Origin of the sequence: Oleiagrimonas soli (assembly GCF_000761445.1) — a bacterium.
Lineage (GTDB): Bacteria > Pseudomonadota > Gammaproteobacteria > Xanthomonadales > Rhodanobacteraceae > Oleiagrimonas > Oleiagrimonas soli.
The window spans coordinates 781,193-803,253 of sequence record NZ_KN196470.1 but is presented as its reverse complement, the minus strand read 5'-3'; the positions used below and the strand labels follow the sequence as shown (position 1 = coordinate 803,253).

Sequence of the window (22,061 nt, the reverse complement as noted above, 5' to 3'; positions counted from 1 at the left end):
CCATGACCCACCCTGTTCCGGCCTTCGTCACGCCGCCGGAAGCCAACGCATGGGCGCGTTGGCTCTGGTATTCGCCGCTAGCGCGCATTGTGTTCTTCGTGTTGCTATTCGCACTGTTCAGCACCCTGGCCGCCGCGCTGGCGGGACACGTCGAATGGGCCTTCGGGCCGATCCGCAACGGCCAGTCCGAACCTGGTTTCGCGTCCCTGATGCTGCGCACCGTTCCCGGCCTACTGGCCTACCTCGTGCTCGTGCGGGGCGTGGAACGTCGCTGGCCCTCGGAGCTGGGCACGCGCCGACTGTTTCGCCATGTGCTGCTGGGACTGGGACTCGGCGCGCTGGTGATCGGACTGAGCCTCGGTACGCTGTGGCTGCTGGGCGTCTACCGCGCGACCGGCATCGGCGGCCACGTGGACTGGCTCAATGCCTTCGTGTTCTATGCGCTCAGCGCCGGCGTGTTCGAGGAGATCGCATTCCGCGGCGTCTTGTTCCGCATCGTCGAGGAAGGCCTCGGCACCTGGGCCGCGCTGCTGACATCGGCGCTGGCCTTCGGCGCCGCGCACCTGGCCAATCCGAACGCGACGCTGTGGAGCGCGCTGGCCATCGCCGTGGAGGCCGGACTGCTGTTCGGGCTGGTCTATCACCTGACGCGCTCGTTGTGGGCCACGATCAGCCTGCACGCCTCGTGGAACATGCTGGAAGGCCCGGTGCTGGGGACATCGGTTTCCGGGCTGCCTGCGCACGGCTGGGTACACACGCGGATGCAGGGCGCGAACCTGCTGACCGGTGGGCCGTTCGGTCCCGAGGCCTCGCTGGTGATGATGCTCGTCGCCCTGGCCATCAGCGTGGCGCTGATCGTGCTCGCCCGACGCCGCGGCATCTGGCTCGCGCCAAGCTGGACGCGCCGCGCCCGTGGCGCTCCGGGCACGATCTAGCTCACACCCACCCGACAGGCGAAAAAAAACGGCCCGCAGCGCATCGCCGCGGGCCGTTCCGTTTCCTGCACTCAGGCGGCGCGCTTGCCGCTCTTGTCGCCGGAGGCGCCTTCCTTGCCCTTGCGCACCTTGGCCGCGACCAGCTCCGACGGATCGAAATCGTCGACGTTGATGAACTCGAGCGTGGCCTCCTGCACCTTCTGCAGCAGCTTGCGCTCGGCCTCGCTGATGGCGCCCAGCTGCTCGGCCTGCAGCAGTTGCTCGGCGTACTCGTGCGCGGTGATCTGGCCGCTCTTCAGCGCCTTGACGAACTTGCGCTCGACCGGCTCGGCGGCGATCACGTCCGGCAGCAGCGCGTTCATGCGACCGATGGCGTTGTTTGCGGTCGGCGTCATGAACGACCACTCCAGCAGACGCGTGCGCGCTTCGTTCGGGCTCATCAGCAGCGCCGCGACGCGATGGCCGAGACGATCCGACGGCGGCACTTCGCGGCGACCGAACGGAAACACCAGCGCACGCAGCACCCAGGCCACCGGACGCACCGGGAAGTTGCGGATCACGCCGTCCAGCGCCATCTGCATCTTCCACACGCAGGCGTGGAACGCCCAAGCCAGCAGCGGACGGTCGGCCTCGGGACGACCGCTGTCCTCATAGCGCTTGAGCATCGCGCTGGCGATGTACAGGTAGCTGAGCACGTCGCCCAGACGCGCCGACAGCTTCTCCTTGAACTTCAAACGCCCGCCCAGCACGCCCATCGACACGTCGGCGCACAGCGCCAGCGCGGCGGAGTAGCGATTGAGCTTGCGGTAGTAGCGGCGGGTGTATTCGTCGCCCGGTGCCTTGCCGATCTTGGCGTGGGTCAGGCCCAGCGTGAACGCGCGCACGGCGTTGGAGAAACCGAAGCCGATATGGCCGAACAGCGCCGCGTCGAAGGTCTTCAGGCGCTCTTTCTTGTCCTCGATGGACAACGCCTGCATTTCCTTCAGCACGTACGGATGACAGCGGATCGCGCCCTGACCGAAGATCATCAGGCTGCGCGTCATGATGTTCGCGCCTTCCACCGTGATGGCGATGGGCACGCCCTGCCAGGCGCGGCCCAGGTAGTTCGATGGGCCGAGCTGCACGCCCTTGCCGCCGTGCACGTCCATGGCGTCGCGCGAGACCTCGCGGCCCCACTCGGTGGCATGGTACTTGGCGATGGCCGACGGCACCGCCGGCTTCTCGCCGCGGTCGACGGCGGCCGCCGTGGCGCGCGACAACGCGGCCGTGGCGTAGGTATAGCCGCCAATGCGCGCCAGCGCTTCCTCGACGCCCTCGAAGCGACCGATGGCCAGGCCGAACTGCTTGCGGATGCGCGCGTAGGCGCCCGTCGCCGCGCTGGCCGCGCGCACGCCGCCGGTGGCGTTGGACGGCAGCGAGATGGCGCGACCGACCGACAGGCACTCGACCAGCATGCGCCAGCCGTGACCGGCCATGTGCGGACCGCCGATCAGCGTCGACAGCGGCACGAACACGTCCTTGCCGCGCACCGGACCGTTCTGGAACGGCACGTTCAGCGGCAGATGGCGGCGGCCGACTTCCAGTCCCTCGGTCTCGCGCGGAATCAGCGCCAGCGTGATGCCCAGATCCTCGGTCTCGCCGAGCAGGTGCTCGGGGTCGTACATGCGGAACGCCAGACCGACGATGGTCGCGACCGGCGCCAGCGTGATGTAGCGCTTGTCGAAGGTCAGGCGGATGCCCAGCACTTCCTCGCCCTCATGCATCTGCTTGCAGACGATGCCGAAATCGGGAATCGAGGTGGCGTCGGAACCGGCGGTCGGACCGGTCAGCGCGAAGCACGGAATCTCGCGACCGTCGGCCAGGCGCGGCAGGAAGTGGTCCTTCTGCGCCTCGCTGCCGTAGTGCAGCAGCAGCTCGGCCGGACCCAGCGAGTTGGGCACGGCGATGGTCGAGGCCGCCGTCGAACAGATGCTGGCGACCTTCTGCAGCACCGCCGAATGCGCCAGCGCCGAAAACTCCAGGCCGCCGTAGCGCTTCGGAATGATCATGCCGAAGAACTTGTTCTGCTTGATGAAGGCCCAGACCTCCGGCGGCAGATCGGCCAGCTCGTGAGTCACCTGCCAGTCGTCGAGCATGCCGCACAGCTCTTCCACGGGTCCATCGAGGAAAGCCTGCTCCTCGGCGGACAACTCGGGCTTGGGCTGCTTGAGCAGTTCGGACCAGTCCGGCTTGCCGGAGAACAGCTCGCCCTCGAAACCGACGGTGCCGGCCTCCAGCGCGGTCTGCTCGGTATCGGACAGCTTCGGCGTGACCTTGGCGAACATCTTCAGCAGCGGCGCGCTGATGCGTGCGCGGCGGAAGCCGTCGAGATTCAGCGGTACCGCGATCAGGCCGAACACGATCAGCGTGACCACGGTGGCGACCGGCGCATAGGCGATCAGGCCGAACACCACGATGGCGGCGGCGGTGACCGCGGTCCAGATACGCAGCCCCGTGCGCTGGTAGGCGCATATGCCGGAGGCGATCAGGGCGGCCAGAAGAGGAATGATGGCAGACATGTCTATCACCTGTGTTGCTCGTTGCCGGCCCGGTCGGGCCGCACGTTCATCGTGCCACGACGGCGAGGCCGCCACGGCGGTTTCAGGCCGTTCCCGAAGGCCGGCCGTTCATGGGTTGCATCGTCTCCGCGCCGAGACCGATGAAATCGGCGATGGCGCGGGTGAAAGCATCGTTGGCGTCGCCGGCGACCATGTGCGTGGCGCGCGGCAGTTCGATGTGCCGTGCGTGCGGCACCAGTTCGAGGAATTCGTCGATGGTCTGCGGCGAGACCACGTCGCTGCGGCCGCCGGAAAGCAGCAGCACCGGCAGCTTCACGCGGCGCGTGGCCTCGATCAGGCGCGGCTGATGACGTTCGCCCTCTTCGGCGATCGGCGCCAGCATGCGCGGATCCCAGTGCCAGCGCAGGCGGCCGTCTTCGCCGCGCCGCAGCAGCGGCTGCAGCTGGGCCGCGCTCTTGCGCCCGCGCCGGTGCGGCAGATAGGCGGCGATGGCCTGCGCGGCCTCGTCGTAATCGCCGAAGCCGTCCGGCCAGGCGCGCATGAAATCGAGAATGCGCTCCACGCCCGAGGTCTCCCAGCGCGGAGTGATGTCCACCAGCACCAGCGCCGAGAACGGCGGCGTCTCCGACTCGCCCGCGACGGCCAACCCCAGCAGGCCGCCCATCGAGGCGCCGACCAAGATCGGTTTCTGCGGCTGCGCGTCGGCCACGGTGCGCAGGTCATCGAAGAACTGCTGCATGTGGTAGCCGTCGTCCGGGCGACCGCTGAGGCCGTGCCCGCGCGCGTCGAACCCGACGCAGCGGCAGCCGGTCGCGGCCAGCGCGTCGGCCGTCGCCGACCAGGCATGGCGGGTCTGGCCGAAGCCATGCGCGAACAGCACGCATGGCGCGCCTTGCGGGTTGCGGATTTCGCCGGCCAAGCGCACCCCGTCCGCACTGTCGAAGTGCGTATCCAGGGTCTGTTCGCGCGGGCTGCCGAAATCCACCATACGCATGAGTATGTGAGCGCCGGGGTCGCGCTGTCAATGCGCATGCGTATGGTAACGATCCAAGCCCACCATGCGCCGGCGCACGTAGTGATTGCATCCCGCCCCGGAGCGGCTAGCATGAACGCATGAACGCCCGACAGAAGACCGAACGCACGCGCCTGTCCGCCGAGGACTGGGAACATGGCGCCCTGGAGCTGATCGCCGAAAGCGGCGTGAACGCGCTGGCCGTGGAAGCCCTGGCGCGTCGTCTGGGCGTGACCAAGGGCAGCTTCTACTGGCACTTCCGCAACCGCGAAGCGCTGTTGCTGGCGGCGCTGGAGCGCTGGGAGCAGCACGACGAAGCCGACGTGCTGGCGCAGATCGAACCCATCGACGACCCGCGCGAACGCCTGCGCGAAATCTTCCATCGCGTCGCCCGCGAAGTGCAGTCGCACCGCATCTACGCCGCTTTGCTGAAGGCGCTGGATCACCCCGTGGTGCTGCCGCTGATGACCCGCGTCTCGCAGCGCCGCATCCAGTTCCTGACCGAAGCCTACCTGCAGGCGGCCATGCCGCCGAAGCAGGCTGGCCACCGCGCCCGATTGGCCTACGCTGCCTTCGTCGGGTTCCTGCAACTGAACCTTGCGCTGGGCATGCCGCGCCTCAGCCACGAGGAATTCGACGCCTACGTCGAGCACGTGGCCGAAACGCTGATTCCGCACTAGCACTCGACTGCAAACGTTTCCATGTGAATCGTGCGACAACACGCCCTGCACGCGCTTGTTGCAATAGCGTGACCGGGCGACTACCGTTCCGCCTTTCTCGCGCATATGCGCCCCGGTTATGGCTACGCGGACGGGACCGTCATGACGAGCACGCTGGCATCGCTCAATCAGTGGGTGGACGAAGTCGCCACACTGACCACCCCTGACAAGATCCACTGGTGCGACGGCTCGGAAGCCGAAAACCAGGCGCTGGTCGAGCTCATGCTCGAACGCGGCGATCTGATCGAACTGAATCAGGACACCCATCCGGGCTGCTATCTGCACCGCTCCGATCCGAAGGACGTGGCGCGCGTGGAGAAGCTGACCCTGGTCTGCCACCCGGACCGCGAGGACGCCGGCCCCAACAATCAGTGGCTGGCGCCCGACGAAGCGCACGCACGCATCGACGCCCTGTTCGAAGGCTGCATGAAGGGCCGCACGATGTACGTGGTGCCCTACTGCATGGGCCCCATCGGTTCGCCGATCGCGCGCTGCGGCGTGGAGATCACCGACAGCCCGTACGTGGTCGCCAACATGCGCATCATGACGCGCATGGGCAAGGCCGCGCAGGAGCGCATCGAGCGCGAAGGCACGTTCGTGAAGGGCCTGCATTCGACCGGCGAGCTCGATCCCGAGCGCCGCTGGATCATGCATTTCCCGGAAGAGCTGAGCATCAAGTCCTACGGCTCCGGCTACGGCGGCAACGCGCTGTTGGGCAAGAAATGCCACGCGCTGCGCATCGCCAGTCACCAGGCCCGCACCGAGGGCTGGCTGGCCGAGCACATGCTGATCGTCGGCATCCAGAATCCGGCCGGCGAAATCCACTACGTCGCCGCCGCGTTCCCTTCGGCCTGCGGCAAGACCAATCTGGCGATGCTGATTCCGCCCGAGGGCTACCGCAACAACGGCTGGAAGATCTGGACCGTCGGCGACGACATCTGCTGGATGACGCCGAGCGAGGACGGTCGCCTGTGGGCGATCAACCCCGAGGCCGGCTACTTCGGCGTGGCGCCAGGCACCAGCAAGAAGACCAACCCGAACGCGCTGGCGATGCTGAATCGCAACGCCATCTTCACCAACGTGGCGGTCACCGCGGACATGCAGCCGTGGTGGGAAGGCCTGCCCGACGGCACGCCGGTCAAGGACTGGCAGGGGCGCGACGTCGACGCCGCCAACGGCCCGGCCGCGCATCCCAATTCCCGCTTCACCGTCTCCGCCAGCCAGTGCCCGAGCTGGTCGCCGGAAGCCGAATCCGCGCAAGGCGTGCCGATCTCGGCCATCGTCTTCGGCGGTCGCCGGCAATCGCTGGTGCCGCTGGTGTTCGAGGCCCGCGACTGGACCCACGGCGTGCTGGTCGGCGCCTCGATGGCCTCGGAGACCACCGCCGCGGCCACCGGCCAGGTCGGCGTGGTGCGCCGCGATCCGATGGCGATGAAGCCGTTCTGCGGCTACAACTTCGCCGACTACTTCGCGCACTGGCTGTCGTTCGACACGCCGGAGGCGAAGCTGCCGAAGATCTTCCACGTCAACTGGTTCCGCAAGAACGCCGACGGCAAGTTCCTGTGGCCAGGCTTCGGCGAGAACATGCGCGTGCTGGAGTGGATGCTCAAGCGCGTCACCGGCCAGGCCGAAGGCATCGACTCGCCGATCGGCACCTTGCCCGCCGACGGCGAACTGAATCTCGATGGCCTGGGCCTGGACGACGCCGCCATCGCCGAGCTGTTCGCGGTCGACCGCGACGGCTGGCGCGACGAGATGGTCGCCATCGGCGAGTACCTGGACAGCTACGGCGCGCGCATGCCGGAGGCCCTGAAGGCCGAACGCCAGCGCGTCGCCGATGCGCTGGAAATGGCCGGAACCGCGCCGGCACGCAAGAAGGCTGTCTCCTAGGCCGAGCCATCGCCGCCCCGAGCCGGGGCGGCGATGCAAACCCATTTGCCGCGGGATGCATCAAAGCTGGCACGATGAACGCCAGTTGCCTCCTTCAACCCGCGAACATGCCCGCAGACGCCGCTACCGAGACGTCCGACAGCGATCTGGTGCGCGCCGCCGTGCGCGGCGAGACCCGCGCCTTCGAGACGCTCTACCGTCGTCACGTGCCGCGCATCTACGGCACCGTCCTGCGCCTGTCCGGATTTGACCACGGCCGCGCCGAGGAGCTGGTGCAGGAGGCCTTCGTCACCGCCTGGCGCAAGCTCGACGGCTTCCGCCATCAGAGCGCTTTCGGCACCTGGATGTATCGCCTGGCCGTGAATACGGCGCTGATGGCGGTCCGCTCGCGCAACGCCGATCCGGTCACCGACCTCGACAGCGATCAGCTGCCGGAGAGCGGCGAGGAGCCTTTCTGCCCCGCCGAACGCGAAGAACTGGAACGCGCCATCGCGACGCTGCCGCCGCGCGCCCGCGCGGTGCTGGTGCTGCACGACGTCGAGGGCTGGAAGCATGGTGATATCGCCGAGGAACTGGGCATCGCCAGCGGCACCTCGAAAGCCCAATTGCATCGTGCGCGCGCACTGTTGCGCGACGCGCTGGGAGAACGACCATGAACGAATTTGAATGGCAGCGTCAGACCCGCGACCTGCGCCGGCCGCACGCGCCGCAGCGCGACCTGTGGTCCGGCATCGCCGCGCAACTCGAACCGCGCGCATCCGCACCATCGGCGCCGCGCGCATGGCTGCCGTCCTTGGCCGCCGCCGCGATGATCCTGATCGGCCTGCTCATGGGCACGGCCCTGCTGCGCGCGCCGACCTCGCTCTACGACGGCGCGCGCCTGGCTAGCGATCACAGCCAGCGCTGGAAGCCTCACGATCCACGCCTGGCCGGCGCGGCGATCGAATTCCTGGCCGCCGACAGCGAAATCCGCCTGGCCCTGAAGCAAGCCCCGGACGCCGACTTCCTGCGGCGCATCCAGCACCGCACGCAGGCCCAGCAATGGCGTCTGCAGCGCTATGCGCAACGCGCACCCTGACCCCATCCAGACATCGAGAAACACGCTCCCCGAGGAGGACACACCATGAAACGACTGATTCTGCTTCCGCTGCTGCTGTTCAGCGCCGCCGCGCTGGCCGGCACCCCCATCGACCAGACCCGCGACGTCGCCGCCGACGGTCACGTCAAGATCGTCAACGTGAAGGGCGCCATCCGCGTCAGCACCTGGGATCGCAACCAGGTGCACGTCACCGGCACGCTCGGCACCGGTTCGCCCGGCCTGGAGATCGAGAAGGACGGCGACGCCCTGGTGATCAAGGTGAAGACGCCGAACAAGTCCGGCCTGTTCCACTGGAACGGCGACGACAACATGGAGCCGAGCACGCTGGACGTGCAGGTGCCGCGCGGCGCCTCCGTCGCAGTCGATGCGGTCAGCGCGACCACCGACATCCGCGGCCTGTCCGGCGGCACCGTCGACGTCAACAGCGTGAGCGGCGACGTGCGCATCGATGCCGACAGTCCGAAGGTCAGCGTCGACGCCGTGAGCGCCCGCGTGGAACTGTCCGGCGCCATGCAGCAGGCCGACATCCAGACCGTCAGCGGCGACATCATTGCACCCAAGGTCGCGCAGCGCGGCGACCTGGAGACCGTGTCCGGCGAGATTCACCTGCACGGCGGCCCGTTCGACCGCATCTCGATGAATACCGTCTCCGGCGACGTGGACGTCGACGGCAGCCTGCAGAAGAATGGCCGCATCGAGGTCGATTCGGTCAGCGGCGACGTCAAGCTGCGCCTGCCGGGGTCGCTCTCCGCGCACATGCGCGTGTCGACCTTCAGTGGCGACATCCACTCCGCCTTCGGTCAGGTCGTGGAGAAGGCGCACGGCCCCGGCTCCTCGCTCGACAGTCGCATCGGCCAAGGCGACGGCAGCATCGATGTGCAGACCTTCAGCGGTGACGTGAAGGTCGAGAAGAACGACTGAGGAAGCACACCCGCCCGGAGCGGACGGTGGCGATTACAGATCCTGGTGGTACTGCACGTACGGGATCCGCGACCGATCCGGCTCCGGGCCTTCGACCGGAACGGGCGCCTGGCCCGAGGACCACAGATTCTGCGCACCGAAGCGCAGTTCGCCCTGCCACGGCAGACGCCAGGTGACGCCGAGATCGATGGTGGTCCAGTGACGCTCCGGGCCCATCAGCTGCGTATCGCCCGAACCCGGGACCGGTTGCAGCATGCGACCGGTGATGCGACCGCTCAGCGGACCGCTGTCGACGCCCAGGCTCAGCGACTGCTGGCCGAGCGCGCTGACGCCGAGCAGGTTGCCCGGAAGCAGACGAATCTTGCCGACGCTGGCACCCAGATCGATGCCGGTCTCGCTGCCCAGCGCCACGCGACCGCGCGCAGCGAAGTTGGTGCTGCTGTCCAGCGACCACAGCGGTATCGACGCGGTCGGAGACTGCGGCAGCACGCGCGGCAACAGCGGCGAAGTCTGCGTATTCGCACGACTGCCGTTGAACATCACGTCGAAACGGTAGCCGCTGCCGCTGTAGCTGGCCCCGACTTCACCGCTCAGCAGACGCGCCGCGTTCAACGTGCTCGCATCGGGGCAGCCGACGCCGTCCGCCGGCGTGCAGGTGCGACTCGCCGCGGGCATCAGCCAGTTGCGCTGCGCCAGTTGGGCGTAGGCCGCCACATGCGGGCCGAGATCGTAGCGCAGCCCGGAGCTGTAACTCTGGCTGACGTCGACGACGCGGAAATCGAGTGCGCCCGGCGTATTGTCCTGCGCGCTGTCGGACGAGCCGACCAGCGCCAGCATGCGGCCGTCGGCATCGCGCCACAGCGGCAGCAGCATGTTGCCCTGACCGTCCACGCGCTGCAGGCTGCGGTAGGCGGCGACATGCTCGGCCGCAGCCTGGGTCGGGGAAACGCCGTCCAGCGTCTGTCCTGCCGCAATCAGCGGCACGAACATCAACAAACTGGTAAGCCATTTGCGCATCAGCGCCCCCGGATCATGTCGATTCTCTGACCGCGCGCGGGCAAGTACGGTTCCTCGCGCGGCATCCCTCGGGTCCGATTATACGCATCTTTACCTTTTACTAACAGATGACCGAGGTCGCAGTTCATTCAGCCGAACCCTGCGTATCACATATTGTGAGACATGGCGCACAGTCGCATTCCGATGCGGCATTCGCACAAACGCCGGTATACACTGCCGAAGCCGATTTCCGTCACCGTGTAGACATGACCTCAGCTGCCCAAACCCGCGCTGCCACGCCGGTTCTGTCCGAGGCGAAGGCGCTGCACCACATGATCGAACGCCTGTTCGACAGCAAGGACGCCCAGACGGTGGCGGACATCGTGACGGCGGCGCTGGCGCAGGTCGAGGATCTGCAGGTCTACTGGCAGGACGACCCGCGCGAATCCGCCGAGGAAAGCCTGCAGCACGTCTCCACGCTGCGGCTGGGACACGATCCGCGCGGACAACGCACCTTGATGGTGCGATTACCGCACGATCTCGGCGCAGACGACCGCGCTCAGCTGTCCTGGCTGGCCAAGCTCGTGGACGTACGCCTGCACCAGCAGGCCGAGCTCAGCCACCTCTACACGGCCGTGTCGCGTCTGGCCCAGGCCGAGCGACTGCAGCGTGCGCTGTTCGCGATCGCCAACCAGGCCAGCGCCCTGCACGACATGAACGAGACCATGCACGCGCTGCACGGCATCGTCGGCACGCTGATGTACGCGGAGAACTTCTACATCGCGCTGTACGACGCCCAGCGCGACGCGCTGCGCTTCGCCTATTTCGCCGACACCACCGACACCGATCCGCCGGCGCCCGACGCCTATCTGTCGATGGACAGCATCCGCGAGAGCGTGACCTGGCATCTGATCCGCGAAGGCCATGCGCTGTACGGCAATCTCGACCAGATCAGCGCGCAAGTGCAAGGCGAACTGCACCCAACCGGGCCCTCGCCGGTCGACTGGCTAGGCGTGCCGCTGATGCGCGGCAACGAAGTCGTCGGCGGTCTGGTGGTGCAGAGCTACCACGAACACGCGCGTTACACCGAGCAGGATCGCGAGCTGCTGGCCTACGTGGCCCAGCACGTGCAGACCGCGCTCGAGCGGCGCGAAGCGCATGCCGATCTGGAACGGCGCGTGGCCGAACGCACCGAAGCGCTGCGCGACGCCAATCGCGTGCTGCAGCAGCAGGTGATCGAGCGCCAGCGCGGCGAGCGTTTGCAGGCGGCGCTGTTCCGCATTGCCGAACTGGCCAACACCACCGAGAGCCTGGACGACTTCTACGCCGCCGTGCACCGCGTGGTCGGCGGCCTGCTGTACGCCCGCAACTTCTACATCGCCCTGCTGAGCGACGATGGCCGCAAGCTCGACTTCCCGTACTCGGTGGACGAGATCGACAACGAGCGCCGGCAGCGCTCGCTGGGCCGCGGCCTCACCGAATACGTGCTGCGCCACGGCGAGGCCCTGCTGGCCGACCGCACGCGCATGTCGGACATGACCCAGGAGCGCGAACTGGTCCCCAGCGGCACCAACGCCTTCTGCTGGTTGGGCGTGCCGCTGATCTGCGAGGAAAAGACCGTCGGCGTACTGGCCGTGCAAAGCTATACGCCCGAATACGTCTACCGGAAACCGGATCAGGAACTGCTGACCTTCGTCGGCTACCACATCGCCAACGCCCTGCAGCGCAAGCGCAGCGCGGAATCGCTGAAGAAGGCCTATTCGAGTCTGGAACGCCGCGTCACCGAGCGCACGCGCGCGCTGGCGCTGGCCAACCGCGACCTGCGCGAACAGATCGCCGAACGCGAACGCATCGAGCGGCGGCTGAAGTACGAGACCCTGCACGACGCCCTCACCGGACTGCCCAACCGCGCCCTGCTGCTGCAGCGACTGGAACAGGCACTGCGCCGCTTCCACGAGGACGAAAGCCGGCGCTTCGCTGTGCTGTTCATCGACCTGGACCGCTTCAAGGTCATCAACGACTCGGTCGGCCACCTGATCGGCGACGACCTGCTGTTCCAGGTCGGCGGCCGCATCCGCACCTGCGTGAAGAGCGACGACATCGTGGCGCGCCTGGGCGGCGACGAGTTCGCGGTGCTGCTGGAAAGCGTCAGCGACGAACCGGCCGTCTACCGCGTGGCGCAGCGCATCATCGCCGAGCTCAACAATCCGATCCGCATCGGCGGCAAGGAAATGTTCACCTCGGCCTCGATCGGCATCACACTGTCCGCACCGCACTACCGGCGCGCCGAGGAACTGCTGCGCGACGCCGACTCGGCCATGTACAGCGCCAAGGCCTCGGGCCGCCACCGCGCAGCCTGGTTCGACGACCGCCTGCGCCGCAACGCGCTGTCGGTGCTGGAAATCGAGGGCGACCTGCGCCGCGCGCTGACGCGCAACGAATTCGAGCCGTTCTTCCAGCCCATCGTGCGCCTGGACGACGGCGAGGTGCTCGGCTACGAGGCGCTGATGCGCTGGCGCCACCCCGAGCGCGGCCTGCTGCTGCCCGGCGCCTTCCTCACCGTGGCCGAGGAAAGCGGTTGCATCGAGGCCATCGACTGGCAGATCTTCGAGCAGGTCTTCGCCGATGCGCCGAAGCTCACGCGCAACGGCGCGTTCGTCAGCATCAACGTGTCCGGCCGCCATCTGCGCGTGAAGGACATCGACCGCCGGCTGCTGGAGCAGCTCGACATGCACCGCGTGGCGCCGCAGAACCTGCGCATCGAGGTCACCGAACGCACGCTGCTGGAAAATCCCGAGCAGATCAAGCTGACCCTGGACCGCCTGCGCGGCCACGGCATCGCCGTGGCGCTGGACGACTTCGGCACCGGCTACTCGTCGCTGAGCTACCTGCACCAGTACCCGATCGGGGTGCTGAAGATCGACCGTTCCTTCACCGCCCGCATCGAATCCGACGAGAGCTCCGACACGCAGGGGCCGGCCATCTTCCGCGCCATCCAGGCGCTGGCCGACTCGATGCAGATGCAGGTCATCGTCGAGGGCGTGGAAACCGAGAAGCAGCGCGATCTGCTGCTGCAACTCGGTTGCCGTTTCGGCCAGGGCTTCCTGTATTCGGGCGCCGAGCCGATCGACTACTGGGTCGCCGCCGACGCCTCCTGAAGCCGTATCTCAGTGACTGCGCGTCGAGGCCGGCGCCGCCGGCGTCTCGCTGAACAGCCGCTCGATGTCGATGCGATCGTAGTGGTACTGCGCCGCGCAGAATTCGCAGGTCACCTCGACCACGCCCGCATTGGCTTCCAGCGCGGCGTCGGCTTCCTCGCTGCCCAGCGCGCGCAGCATGGCCTCCACGCGCTGCGCCGAACAGCTGCAGCCGAACGCCAACGCGCGCGGCTCGAACAGGCGCACGTTTTCCTCGTGATACAGGCGATACAGCAGCGTCTCCACGGGCAGTTCCAGCAGCTCCTGCTCGCTCAGCGTGGCAGTCAGATGCAGCACACGGTCCCAACCGTCGGCATCGACCGCTGCGCCCGTGCCGCCCTCGGAGGGCATGCGCTGCAACAGCAGCCCGGCCGCGCCGTGTTCGCCCACGGCCAGCACCAGACGCGCCGGCAACTGCTCGGAGCGCTCGAAATAACCTTCCAGCGCCGCGCCCAGGCGCGCACTGTCCAGCGGCACCAGGCCCTGATAGCGGTGCCCGGTCTCGACGTTGCCGATGGTGATGGCCAGCGTCGCGCCCGGCAGCGCCGACAGATCGATGTCGCCGTCCGCGCCGGCAGCCTCGTCGTGCCGCGCCAGACCGCGCAGGCGACCGGCATCGGTGCATTCGGTGAACAGCAGGCGCAGGTCGCCCTGGCTCTTGAGCTCCAGCGACAGCGCGCCGTCGAACTTGATCTGTCCGGTCAGCAGCGCGCTGGCGGTCAGGCTCTCGCCCAGCAGACGACGCACGGCCTGCGGATAGTCGGCCCGACCGGCCACTTCGCTCCAGCTGTCGTTGAGGCGCACCACCACGCCACGCACGCCAGCGCGTTCGAGCAGGAATCGGTGCAGCACATCGCGTTCTTCAGTCACGTCGGATCCTCCAAAGCGCCCCAATCTGGGGACGCCGGCGCAGGTTCGCAAGGTTGTCGCGAGACAGGATAACGGCTCGGCGAACGTTCACGCGCTTGCTTTACACTGCCCCGGATGAAATCGGCCAAGCGTCCCCTGTGGAAACGACTCCTGCGCGGCGTCCTGTGGGCGCTGCTGATCTGGTTTGCGGTGACTGAATCGATGGTGCTGATCCTGCGCTTCGTGCCGCCGTGGACCAGCGCCTTCATGGTCGAGCGCCAGCTCAGCGCCTGGTGGCACGGCGAAAAGGATTTCCACCTGCGCTACCGCTGGGTGCCGTGGTCGAAGATCAGCAAGCAGGTGCCGCTGGCGATGGTCGCCTCCGAGGACCAGAAGTTTCCGTTCCACCACGGCTTCGACGTGGCCTCGATCCAGAAAGCCATCGACACCGCCGAGGACGGCGGTCGCCTGCGCGGCGCCAGCACCATCAGCCAGCAGACCGCGAAGAACCTGTTCCTGTGGGGCGGACGCAGTTTCGTGCGCAAGGGCCTGGAAGCCTATTTCACCGTCCTGCTGGAAGCGAGCTGGCCGAAGCGGCGGATTCTGGAGGTCTACGTCAACATCGCCGAACTCGGCAATGGCATCTACGGCGTCGACGCCGCCAGCCACGCTTACTGGCACACCGATCCGTCGCAACTGAACAGCTACCAGGGCGCGCTGCTGGCTGCCGTGCTGCCGAACCCGCGGCGCCTGCACGCCGACCGCCCGTCGGCGTACGTCGCGCGCCGCGTCGCCTGGATCCAGCAGCAGATGGCGCAACTGGGCGGCACCGCCTACGTGACCGAGAAGCATCCGCCGCGACCCCGCGCCCAGCCGTGATCCCGCGCGGACTGCTGCGCATGGCAGAATCGAGGTCATGACCGATACCGCCGCTTCCACGCTGACCGTCGTGGCGCCCGCCTACAACGAAGCGCAGGGACTGCCCGCCTTCCATGCCCGCCTGTGCGAAGTGCTGGACGCGCTCGACCTGCGCACCCGGGTGCTGTACGTCGACGACGGCAGCCGCGACGGCACCTGGGAGGCGATCCGCACCCTCGCCGCTAACGACCCGCGCACCGACGGCCTGCGCCTGTCGCGCAACTTCGGCAAGGAAGCGGCGCTCAGCGCCGGTCTCGATCATGCCGACGCCGACGCCGTGGTGGTCATCGACACCGACCTGCAGGACCCGCCGGAGCTGATCCCGCAGTTGGTCGAGCAGTGGCGCGCCGGCTTCGACGTGGTCTACGCCACGCGCAGCGCACGCGAGGGCGAAAGCCGCTTCAAGCGCTTCACCGCAGCGGCCTTCTACCGCGTGATGGAACGGCTTTCGGACACGCCGCTGCCGCGCGACACCGGCGACTTCCGCCTGCTCTCGCGGCAGGCCGTGCTGGCGCTGCGCGAACTGCGCGAACGCCAGCGCTTCATGAAAGGCCTGTTCGCCTGGATCGGCTACCGCCAGACCGGCGTCAGCTACCGCCGCCATGCGCGCCACGAAGGCCGCAGCAAATGGAATTACTGGCGCCTGCTGAACCTCGCGGTGGAAGGCATCACCTCGTTCTCCGTGGCGCCGCTGCGGCTGGCCACCTGGATCGGTTTCGGCTCGTCCGTGCTGGCTTTCGCCTACGGCGCCTGGGTGCTGCTGAAGGCGCTGATCTGGGGCGACCCGGTGCGCGGCTACCCAACCCTGATCCTGGTCATCCTGTTCCTCGGCGGCGTGCAGTTGCTGGCGCTGGGCGTGATCGGCGAATACCTCGGCCGCATGTATGCCGAAAGCAAGCAGCGGCCGCTGTATTTCGTGCAGGATCGCCTGTCGTCCGACGCGCCCGCCGCAGTCCGCGACGACCCGTGACCCGACCGCCGGGATCGCGCTAGACTCGGAGCCGACCGCCATCGGCCGCCACGGGAGCAGCGCATGCAGCACGTCAGGCATCTGTTGGAATCGAAGGGCCATCAAGTCTACAGCGTGCAGTCGGACGCCAACGTCCTCGACGCCATCAAGCAGATGGCCGAACACGGCGTCGGCGCCCTGCTGGTGATGCGCGGCGAGACCCTGGCCGGCATCGTTTCCGAGCGCGACTATGCGCGCAAGATCATTCTCCGCGGTCGTTCCTCATCGACCACGCCCGTCAGCGAGATCATGAGCGCCAATGTGCTCACCATCGGCCTCGACGCCAGCGTCGAGGAGTGCATGCGTCTGTGCACCGACAGCCGCGTGCGCCACCTGCCCGTTCTCGATGGCGGACGCATCGTCGGCGTGCTGTCGATCGGCGATCTGGTCAAGGCGGTGATCGACGACCAGGCGCAGGAGATCGAGCAGTTGCAGCGCTACATCGTCAGCTGAGCGAGCGCATCGCGACGAACGTCGCCAAGCTGAACAGGAACCGCGAGAGCCGCCCCGGCCACGTCATCCCGGTGAAAGCCGGGACGCCGTGCCTTTGGCTTTTCGGCGGTGCGAAAGGCGCTGGACTCCCGCCTGCGCAGGCATGACGACCCCAGGGTGTGCCTTTGGCGTGACTGGCAGGTCTGCCTGCGCTGCGACCGTAGCAAACGTCCGCGACAGGGCTTCCCCGGAATGTCTGCTCAGACCGAACCCGTGCCGTCGCGCTGCCCGGCCTCGCCGTCGTCCGCGGCCTCGGCACCGACCGAACGCCCGGCGCGGAAACCGACCCAGACCGCGATCATCGAGAAGCCCGCGCTGATCGCGGCCAGCCCGCTCAGCGCCACAGCGGCATCGCGCAGCAGATTGATGCCGCTGGTCACGACCAGATCGCCGAACCGCCACACCGCGGTCTCGACGAAATTCTTGCCCTTGTAGCGCGTCTCCCTCGCGCTGCGCGTGTACAAGGCATCGCTGGCCGGCTTCAGCATGCCGTACTGCGTGCCGCGCACGACGACCTGCAGCACCAGCACCAGCGAGATGCCGACGCCCCAAATCTCGGCATGCGACCCGAGGATGGCCACCAGCACCAGCAGAGCGCAGTTGACCAGCGCGGGAATCACGATGCCCCACGCCATGCCGAGACGCTTCAGCACCCAACGCGTCACGCTGACCTGCATCAGCACGCCAAGCGCGTTGATCGCAAGATCCAGATGCGCATACATCTCGGTGCGCGCGGCATCGCTCACGTAATGCGCCTTGGCGTAATCGGCCACCAGCGCGTAGGCCACCGTGCCGACGCCGTCGCTCAACAACATCAGCAAGGCCATGTAGCGCAGGAACGGTTGCGTGAAGACGTACTTCACGCCCGCCAGCAACGAGCCGCCGATCGCCGCCGCCGTGGTCGCCGCGGCCTGCTCCGCCTCGGCCGAGACCGCCAGCAGAAGCTGCATCGACAGGCCGAGCAGCAAGGCCGACACCAGCAGCAGCGGCGCCACGCCGACCAGATTCACCATCAGCGAGGTGATGAGCGGCCCGGCGATCGCGCCCGCCATGCCGCCCAGCGCGATCAGCGGAAACAGACGTCGCGCCTGCTGACTGGTCCAGACATCCGCCATCAGACTCCAGAACAGCGACACCACGAACAGGTTGAACACGCTGCCCCAGACGAAGAACACCGTGCCCAGCACCCGTGCGCCGATCCGGTCCTGAAACATGAAGGCCGGCACGAAGGCCAACTGGCAAACGATGAAAAAGCTGAAGCTCCACAGCATCAGCTGCCGCCGCGGAAACCGCGCGACCAGCCAGCCGATCAGCGGCGTCAGCAGCAGCGTGGCGACGAACGTGGCGCCGTAGAACAACGGCAGCGAGATCGAGCCCACCGCGCCGCTGAGCTGATCGCGAACCGGACGAATGATGTAATAGGCGGTCAGGATCAGGAAGAAGCAGGTCGCGGACAGCAGCAACGGCCGCACTTCGCGGGCATCTCGGATATCGGGGCGTTCCATGGTCTGAGCGTGCGCATCACGCGGTATGCGCGTCCTCGTCCTCGTCGGCGAAGGTGGTCAGGTGCTGCAGCAGCGGCGGCAGCGGGCAATGCAGGGCGGCGCAGATCACGCGCAGCAGTTCGGCTTCGGCGATGCTGATGTGGTCGTCCTCGGCCACGGCCATCGTCAAACCGCGCACCACCAGTTCCTTGTCCAGCGGGTGGATGCGGTCCAGATGCTGCAGCGCGCGATCCATCGCGGCCTGCCAGTCGTCGGGCACGACGAAGTCAGCGCGCGCATTGGGCAACGCTTCGTGCATGGCGCGCGCCCAGGCCCGACGCGCGGCGTCGCTATCGTCGTGTCCCTGATGCGCGACGATCGCGCACAGCGATGCATAGTCGTCCTGCACCTGGCGCAGACGCCGCATGCCGGGCACGAAGCCGTTCGACGGATCCAGCGCATCGGTCAGCATCAGGCGCAGCAACTTGACCAGGCAATACTCATGCAGGCTGATGCGCTGGTCCGCACGCACCATGATGTCCAGGGTCTGCTGCAGTTGCATGAGGCGCGGGCGTGGCTGCCGCTTGAGCTGCGGAAACGCCAACGCCACCAGCGGCAGGTGCAGCATCGGGTGCAGGATCGACAACGCCGGCAGTAGCGCTTCCACGCCCTCGGCGGCGTCGCTGCCGAAGCTGCTGTCGACCTGCAGCAACTGCGCGTCGCGCACCCGCGGGTCGTCGCCCACGGCCAGCGCCAGCACCAGGTCCAGCGCGCCGGAAGCATCGTGCGCCGCCTGCATCAGCGCGTCGGGCAGCTGGCGCTGCAGCTGCCCCGCCGCGTGCATGTCCTGCATGCCGGGACGCCCGACTCGCGCGCTGACCGCATGTGCCTGCACCGGCATCGGACGATCGCGGCGCGGCAACGGCGCGGGATCGCTCGCCTCGACCGCCGCCCCTGCGACCATCGTCGGCATGAAACCGGAGATCGAGGCCGAGGCGTCCTCCCCGTGGCGTGCCCGCTGCGGCTGCATCCAGGCGCGCGCCAACTGCTGAATTTCCTTCTCGTCGTAGGCCACGCCGAGCGCGCGGATGCGTTCGGGCAGCGGCGGATGGGTCGCAAACAGGCTCGAAAACCGCCCCGGCTCGCCGAACAGCATGTGCGCTACTTCCTGACTGTTCGCGGCCTGCAGCTGCGAACCTTCCGCCATCGCCGCGATCTTCTTCAGCGCGCCGGCGATGCCGCGCGTCTGCCGGGTGAACTGCACCGCCGAGGCATCGGCCAGCGACTCGCGCGAACGCGCCACCGCGGCCTGGATCAAGCGCCCGAAGAAGAAACCGATGTAGCCGACCAGCAGCAAAGCCAGACCGATCAACGCCACATAGGCCGTGTTGCCCTTGCGCGTGCGCACGCGACCGCCGGAGTACATCAGGATACGGCCGACGATGCCGATGACCAGGATGCCGAACAGCAGTCCCATCAGACGGATGTTCAGCCGCATGTCGCCGTTGAGCACGTGGCTGAACTCGTGCGCGATCACGCCCTGCAGTTCGTCGCGGGTCAGGCGATCCAGGCAGCCCTGGGTCACGCACACCGCAGCGTCGGACGGCGTGTAGCCGGCGGCGAAGGCATTGATGCCAGGTTCGGATTCGAGCACGAAGATATCCGGCACCGGCACCGAGGAGGCGATGGCGATCTCCTCGATCACGTTGCGCAGTTTGCGCCAGGCCGGGTTGGTGGTGTCCGGCGATACCGCCGTGGCGCCCATGCTGCGCGCCACCGCCGCACCGCCGCCGCGCAGACTGAGCGTGCGTGACAGCGAGGCCAGACCGATCAGGGCCAGCACGCCGAAGCTGATCAGCGCCAGCGAACCCGCGTCGATGCCCAGCCCGTCCTCGGTCGCGCGACCGTAGCCGATCAGCACCAGCACCACCACGTCCACCGCCGCGATCACGGCCAGCACCGCGAGCACGAACAGCGCCACCAGCCAGCGGCTGCTGCGGCGCACCCGGGCTTGCTGTGCGAAGAAGTCCACGCAGCTAGATCCGCGCGGACACCGGCGGGAACGGCGCCGGAGGCATCAGGTGAACGACACCTGCGGCGCCTGCTTGGCGGCGGGGTCCTCGAGCTTCAGCGGTTCGGCCGCGTTGAAGCCGAAGTTGCCGGCGATCAGGGTGTTGGGAAACACCTCGCGGCGGTTGTTGTAGGTCATCACGGCGTCGTTGTAGGCCTGGCGCGCGAAGGCGATGCGGTTCTCCGTCGAGGCCAGTTCCTCGGACAGCTGCATCATGTTCTGGTTGGCCTTCAGGTCCGGGTAGGACTCGGACAGCGCGAACAGTCGGCCCAGGGTCTGGGTCAGCATGTTCTCCGCTCCGGACAGCTTCTGCATGGCTTGCGGATCGCCCGGGTTGGCCTTGGCGCCAGCCAGACCGGACATCGCGCCGTTGCGCGCCTGGATGACTGCTTCCAGCGTTTCGCGTTCGTGCTTGAGATAGCCCTTGGCGGTCTCGACCAGATTCGGGATCAGGTCGTGCCGCCGCGTCAGCTGCACGTCGATCTGTGCGAAGGCGTTCTTGTAACCGTTACGGGCACGCACCAGACCGTTGTAGATGCCGACGAGGTACACCACAATCAGCACCACGATGATCAGAATTATGATGCCAGTCATCGATCGTCTCCCACCCTGCGCAATGCAGTTAGCAACGCGAAGCAGCATAGCATGACCACCCGCTCGATCTTCCCGTTTCTGGCGTCGTTTGCGGCGGCGGCAACCTTGCTGATACCCGCCCCCATCCACGCCCGCCCCACCGTGCACTCGACCGCCCGCGAAGCTCGGGTCACCGCCGCACAACTGCGCGCCTCACTGGAGGCCTACGACGGCTGGCTGATCGAGTTGAAGCAACACGACGACATCGCCGGCCTGGCGACCGCCGTGATTGCCGACGGCCATGTCGCCTACGAGCGCACGCTGGGCTACGCCGACGTGCAGGCCGGTACGCGCGTCACGCCCAACACCGTGTTCCGCATCGCCTCGCTGTCGAAGGCCTTCGCCTCGGCGCTGACCGGCCTGCTGGTCGACAACGGCAGTCTCGCCTGGAATACCCGACTGACCGACGTCCTGCCGTTCTTCGACCTGAGCGACAGCGGCGCCACGCAGCAGGCGACCGTCGCCGACATCCTCGGCCAGCGCCTCGGTCTGCCGCGCAACACCTACGACTTGCAGCTCGAAGCCAACATCCCGTACCCGCAGTTGGCGCGCGAACTCGACCAGGTGAATCTGCGCTGCCAGGTCGGCACGTGCTACAGCTACCAGAACGTCGCCTTCAGCCTGATCGGCGACGTCATCCATGCGCGCACCGGCGATTTCTACGGCCACGAAGTGGAGCGCCGCCTGTTTCTTCCGCTGGGCATGAGCACGGCCACCTACGGTCTGCAGGGACTGGAAAACAGCGCCAGCTGGGCGCGCCCGCACCGCCACACCCGCGCGGGATGGCGTGCGTTCACGCCACGCGAAACCTATTACCGCGTGGCCCCCGCCGCCGGCGTCAACGCCAGCCTGCGCGACATGGAGCAATGGCTGATCGCACAGATGGGCGGGCGGCCCGACGTGCTGCCCCACGCGCTGCTGCGCACGCTACACACCCCCGGCGTCGCCACGCGCAGCGAGTTGTACGCCACGCCCTGGCGACGCGCGCGCCTGAAGGATGCGCACTACGCGCTGGGGTGGCGTGTGTACGACTACGCCGGGCAGACGCTGATCTTCCACGCCGGCGCAGTCAACGGCTACCGCGCCATGATCGGCTTCCTGCCCGAACAGAAGGTCGGCATCGTGATGTTGTGGAACGCCGGTACGCCACGCCCGGCCGGTCTGTTCCCGATGTTCCTCGATCGCCTGCTCGGCCTGCAGGCCCGCGACTGGGCGAACCTGGAACGCCGCACGCGTTCGCGTCGCTGAAACGAACGAGGGCGGCTCGCGCCGCCCTCG

At 67.6% G+C, this 22,061-nt stretch carries 18 protein-coding genes; 11 read left to right on the top strand and 7 right to left on the bottom strand.

Translation table 11 applies throughout. The annotated features are described in order from the left end of the window. Positions 1–2: 2 nt before the first annotated feature. A complete protein-coding gene (locus tag LF63_RS03485; RefSeq protein ID WP_043099667.1) occupies positions 3–935 on the top strand; it encodes a CPBP family intramembrane glutamic endopeptidase in 933 nt (310 codons plus the stop codon). Between the two features lie 71 nt (positions 936–1,006). Here LF63_RS03485 and LF63_RS03480 read toward each other — a convergent pair whose 3' ends face one another. Both LF63_RS03480 and LF63_RS03475 read right to left on the bottom strand, forming a co-directional pair. Further along, positions 1,007–3,493, bottom strand: coding sequence for an acyl-CoA dehydrogenase (locus LF63_RS03480; RefSeq protein ID WP_043099666.1), 2,487 nt, complete (start codon positions 3,491–3,493; stop codon positions 1,007–1,009). A gap of 82 nt (positions 3,494–3,575) precedes the next feature. After that, positions 3,576–4,481 (bottom strand): alpha/beta fold hydrolase, encoded by a 906-nt coding sequence (locus LF63_RS03475; protein WP_043099664.1) that lies wholly within the window; start codon positions 4,479–4,481, stop codon positions 3,576–3,578. A gap of 125 nt (positions 4,482–4,606) precedes the next feature. Here LF63_RS03475 and LF63_RS03470 point away from each other — a divergent pair, with 125 nt between their 5' ends. The 5 genes from LF63_RS03470 (at position 4,607) to LF63_RS03450 (ending at position 9,134) form a co-directional block, all read left to right on the top strand. After that, positions 4,607–5,185, top strand: coding sequence for a TetR/AcrR family transcriptional regulator (locus LF63_RS03470; protein ID WP_043099661.1), 579 nt, complete (start codon positions 4,607–4,609; stop codon positions 5,183–5,185). Between the two features lie 141 nt (positions 5,186–5,326). Then, positions 5,327–7,114: a phosphoenolpyruvate carboxykinase (GTP) gene (locus LF63_RS03465; RefSeq protein ID WP_043099659.1), complete on the top strand. Its 1,788-nt coding sequence runs from the start codon at positions 5,327–5,329 to the stop codon at positions 7,112–7,114. A gap of 107 nt (positions 7,115–7,221) precedes the next feature. Next, on the top strand, positions 7,222–7,770 hold the full coding sequence (locus tag LF63_RS03460; protein WP_043099657.1) for an RNA polymerase sigma factor: 549 nt from the start codon (positions 7,222–7,224) through the stop codon (positions 7,768–7,770). After that, positions 7,767–8,192, top strand: a complete 426-nt coding sequence (locus LF63_RS03455; RefSeq protein WP_043099655.1) for a hypothetical protein — start codon at positions 7,767–7,769, stop codon at positions 8,190–8,192. Before LF63_RS03460 ends, LF63_RS03455 begins: the two co-directional genes overlap by 4 nt. Positions 8,193–8,237: 45 nt before the next feature. Next, positions 8,238–9,134 (top strand): DUF4097 family beta strand repeat-containing protein, encoded by an 897-nt coding sequence (locus LF63_RS03450; protein WP_043099653.1) that lies wholly within the window; start codon positions 8,238–8,240, stop codon positions 9,132–9,134. 33 nt (positions 9,135–9,167) lie between these two features. Here LF63_RS03450 and LF63_RS03445 read toward each other — a convergent pair whose 3' ends face one another. Continuing rightward, complete coding sequence (locus LF63_RS03445; protein ID WP_043099651.1) at positions 9,168–10,151, bottom strand: porin family protein; 984 nt, start codon at positions 10,149–10,151, stop codon at positions 9,168–9,170. Positions 10,152–10,396: 245 nt separating this feature from the next. Between LF63_RS03445 and LF63_RS03440 the strand changes: the two genes are divergently transcribed. Further along, entirely contained in the window at positions 10,397–13,288 is a 2,892-nt protein-coding gene (locus tag LF63_RS03440) for a bifunctional diguanylate cyclase/phosphodiesterase (protein ID WP_043099649.1), read from the top strand. 9 nt (positions 13,289–13,297) lie between these two features. On the opposite strand, the gene hslO is transcribed toward LF63_RS03440, so the two are convergent. Beyond that, on the bottom strand, positions 13,298–14,197 hold the full coding sequence (hslO, locus tag LF63_RS03435; protein WP_043099647.1) for an Hsp33 family molecular chaperone HslO: 900 nt from the start codon (positions 14,195–14,197) through the stop codon (positions 13,298–13,300). Between the two features lie 114 nt (positions 14,198–14,311). On the opposite strand from hslO, the gene mtgA reads away from it, so the two are divergent. The 3 genes from mtgA to LF63_RS03420 all read left to right on the top strand — a co-directional run bounded on the left by mtgA (position 14,312) and on the right by LF63_RS03420 (position 16,556). Next, a complete protein-coding gene (gene mtgA, locus LF63_RS03430) occupies positions 14,312–15,055 on the top strand; it encodes a monofunctional biosynthetic peptidoglycan transglycosylase (RefSeq protein ID WP_043099646.1) in 744 nt (247 codons plus the stop codon). A gap of 37 nt (positions 15,056–15,092) precedes the next feature. Next, a complete protein-coding gene (locus LF63_RS03425; protein WP_052394642.1) occupies positions 15,093–16,064 on the top strand; it encodes a glycosyltransferase family 2 protein in 972 nt (323 codons plus the stop codon). Positions 16,065–16,127: 63 nt separating this feature from the next. Continuing rightward, positions 16,128–16,556: a CBS domain-containing protein gene (locus LF63_RS03420; protein WP_043099644.1), complete on the top strand. Its 429-nt coding sequence runs from the start codon at positions 16,128–16,130 to the stop codon at positions 16,554–16,556. A gap of 239 nt (positions 16,557–16,795) precedes the next feature. Here the strand turns inward: LF63_RS03420 and LF63_RS03415 are convergent, their stop codons facing one another. The 3 genes from LF63_RS03415 to LF63_RS03405 are packed head-to-tail and all read right to left on the bottom strand — an operon-like array spanning position 16,796 to position 20,744. Beyond that, positions 16,796–18,100: an NTP/NDP exchange transporter gene (locus tag LF63_RS03415; protein ID WP_161782318.1), complete on the bottom strand. Its 1,305-nt coding sequence runs from the start codon at positions 18,098–18,100 to the stop codon at positions 16,796–16,798. 16 nt (positions 18,101–18,116) lie between these two features. Next, positions 18,117–20,111: a M48 family metallopeptidase gene (locus LF63_RS03410; protein WP_052394641.1), complete on the bottom strand. Its 1,995-nt coding sequence runs from the start codon at positions 20,109–20,111 to the stop codon at positions 18,117–18,119. Between the two features lie 45 nt (positions 20,112–20,156). Beyond that, positions 20,157–20,744, bottom strand: a complete 588-nt coding sequence (locus LF63_RS03405; protein WP_043099642.1) for a LemA family protein — start codon at positions 20,742–20,744, stop codon at positions 20,157–20,159. 51 nt (positions 20,745–20,795) lie between these two features. On the opposite strand from LF63_RS03405, the gene LF63_RS03400 reads away from it, so the two are divergent. After that, the gene (locus LF63_RS03400; RefSeq protein WP_052394639.1) at positions 20,796–22,031 is read left to right on the top strand and encodes a serine hydrolase domain-containing protein; all 1,236 of its coding nucleotides are present in this window, start codon (positions 20,796–20,798) and stop codon (positions 22,029–22,031) included. The last annotated feature ends 30 nt before the right edge of the window (positions 22,032–22,061 follow it).

Coding starts and splice junctions, on each gene's coding strand:
- LF63_RS03440 (WP_043099649.1), top strand. CDS start 10,397: ATGACCTCAGCTGCCCAAACCCGCGCTGCCACGCCGGTTCTGTCCGAG.
- LF63_RS03445 (WP_043099651.1), bottom strand. CDS start 10,151: ATGCGCAAATGGCTTACCAGTTTGTTGATGTTCGTGCCGCTGATTGCG.
- LF63_RS03465 (WP_043099659.1), top strand. CDS start 5,327: ATGACGAGCACGCTGGCATCGCTCAATCAGTGGGTGGACGAAGTCGCC.
- LF63_RS03400 (WP_052394639.1), top strand. CDS start 20,796: ATGACCACCCGCTCGATCTTCCCGTTTCTGGCGTCGTTTGCGGCGGCG.
- LF63_RS03475 (WP_043099664.1), bottom strand. CDS start 4,481: ATGGTGGATTTCGGCAGCCCGCGCGAACAGACCCTGGATACGCACTTC.
- LF63_RS03450 (WP_043099653.1), top strand. CDS start 8,238: ATGAAACGACTGATTCTGCTTCCGCTGCTGCTGTTCAGCGCCGCCGCG.
- LF63_RS03460 (WP_043099657.1), top strand. CDS start 7,222: ATGCCCGCAGACGCCGCTACCGAGACGTCCGACAGCGATCTGGTGCGC.
- LF63_RS03415 (WP_161782318.1), bottom strand. CDS start 18,100: ATGGAACGCCCCGATATCCGAGATGCCCGCGAAGTGCGGCCGTTGCTG.
- mtgA (WP_043099646.1), top strand. CDS start 14,312: ATGAAATCGGCCAAGCGTCCCCTGTGGAAACGACTCCTGCGCGGCGTC.
- LF63_RS03455 (WP_043099655.1), top strand. CDS start 7,767: ATGAACGAATTTGAATGGCAGCGTCAGACCCGCGACCTGCGCCGGCCG.
- LF63_RS03405 (WP_043099642.1), bottom strand. CDS start 20,744: ATGACTGGCATCATAATTCTGATCATCGTGGTGCTGATTGTGGTGTAC.
- LF63_RS03425 (WP_052394642.1), top strand. CDS start 15,093: ATGACCGATACCGCCGCTTCCACGCTGACCGTCGTGGCGCCCGCCTAC.
- LF63_RS03485 (WP_043099667.1), top strand. CDS start 3: ATGACCCACCCTGTTCCGGCCTTCGTCACGCCGCCGGAAGCCAACGCA.
- LF63_RS03480 (WP_043099666.1), bottom strand. CDS start 3,493: ATGTCTGCCATCATTCCTCTTCTGGCCGCCCTGATCGCCTCCGGCATA.
- LF63_RS03470 (WP_043099661.1), top strand. CDS start 4,607: ATGAACGCCCGACAGAAGACCGAACGCACGCGCCTGTCCGCCGAGGAC.
- LF63_RS03420 (WP_043099644.1), top strand. CDS start 16,128: ATGCAGCACGTCAGGCATCTGTTGGAATCGAAGGGCCATCAAGTCTAC.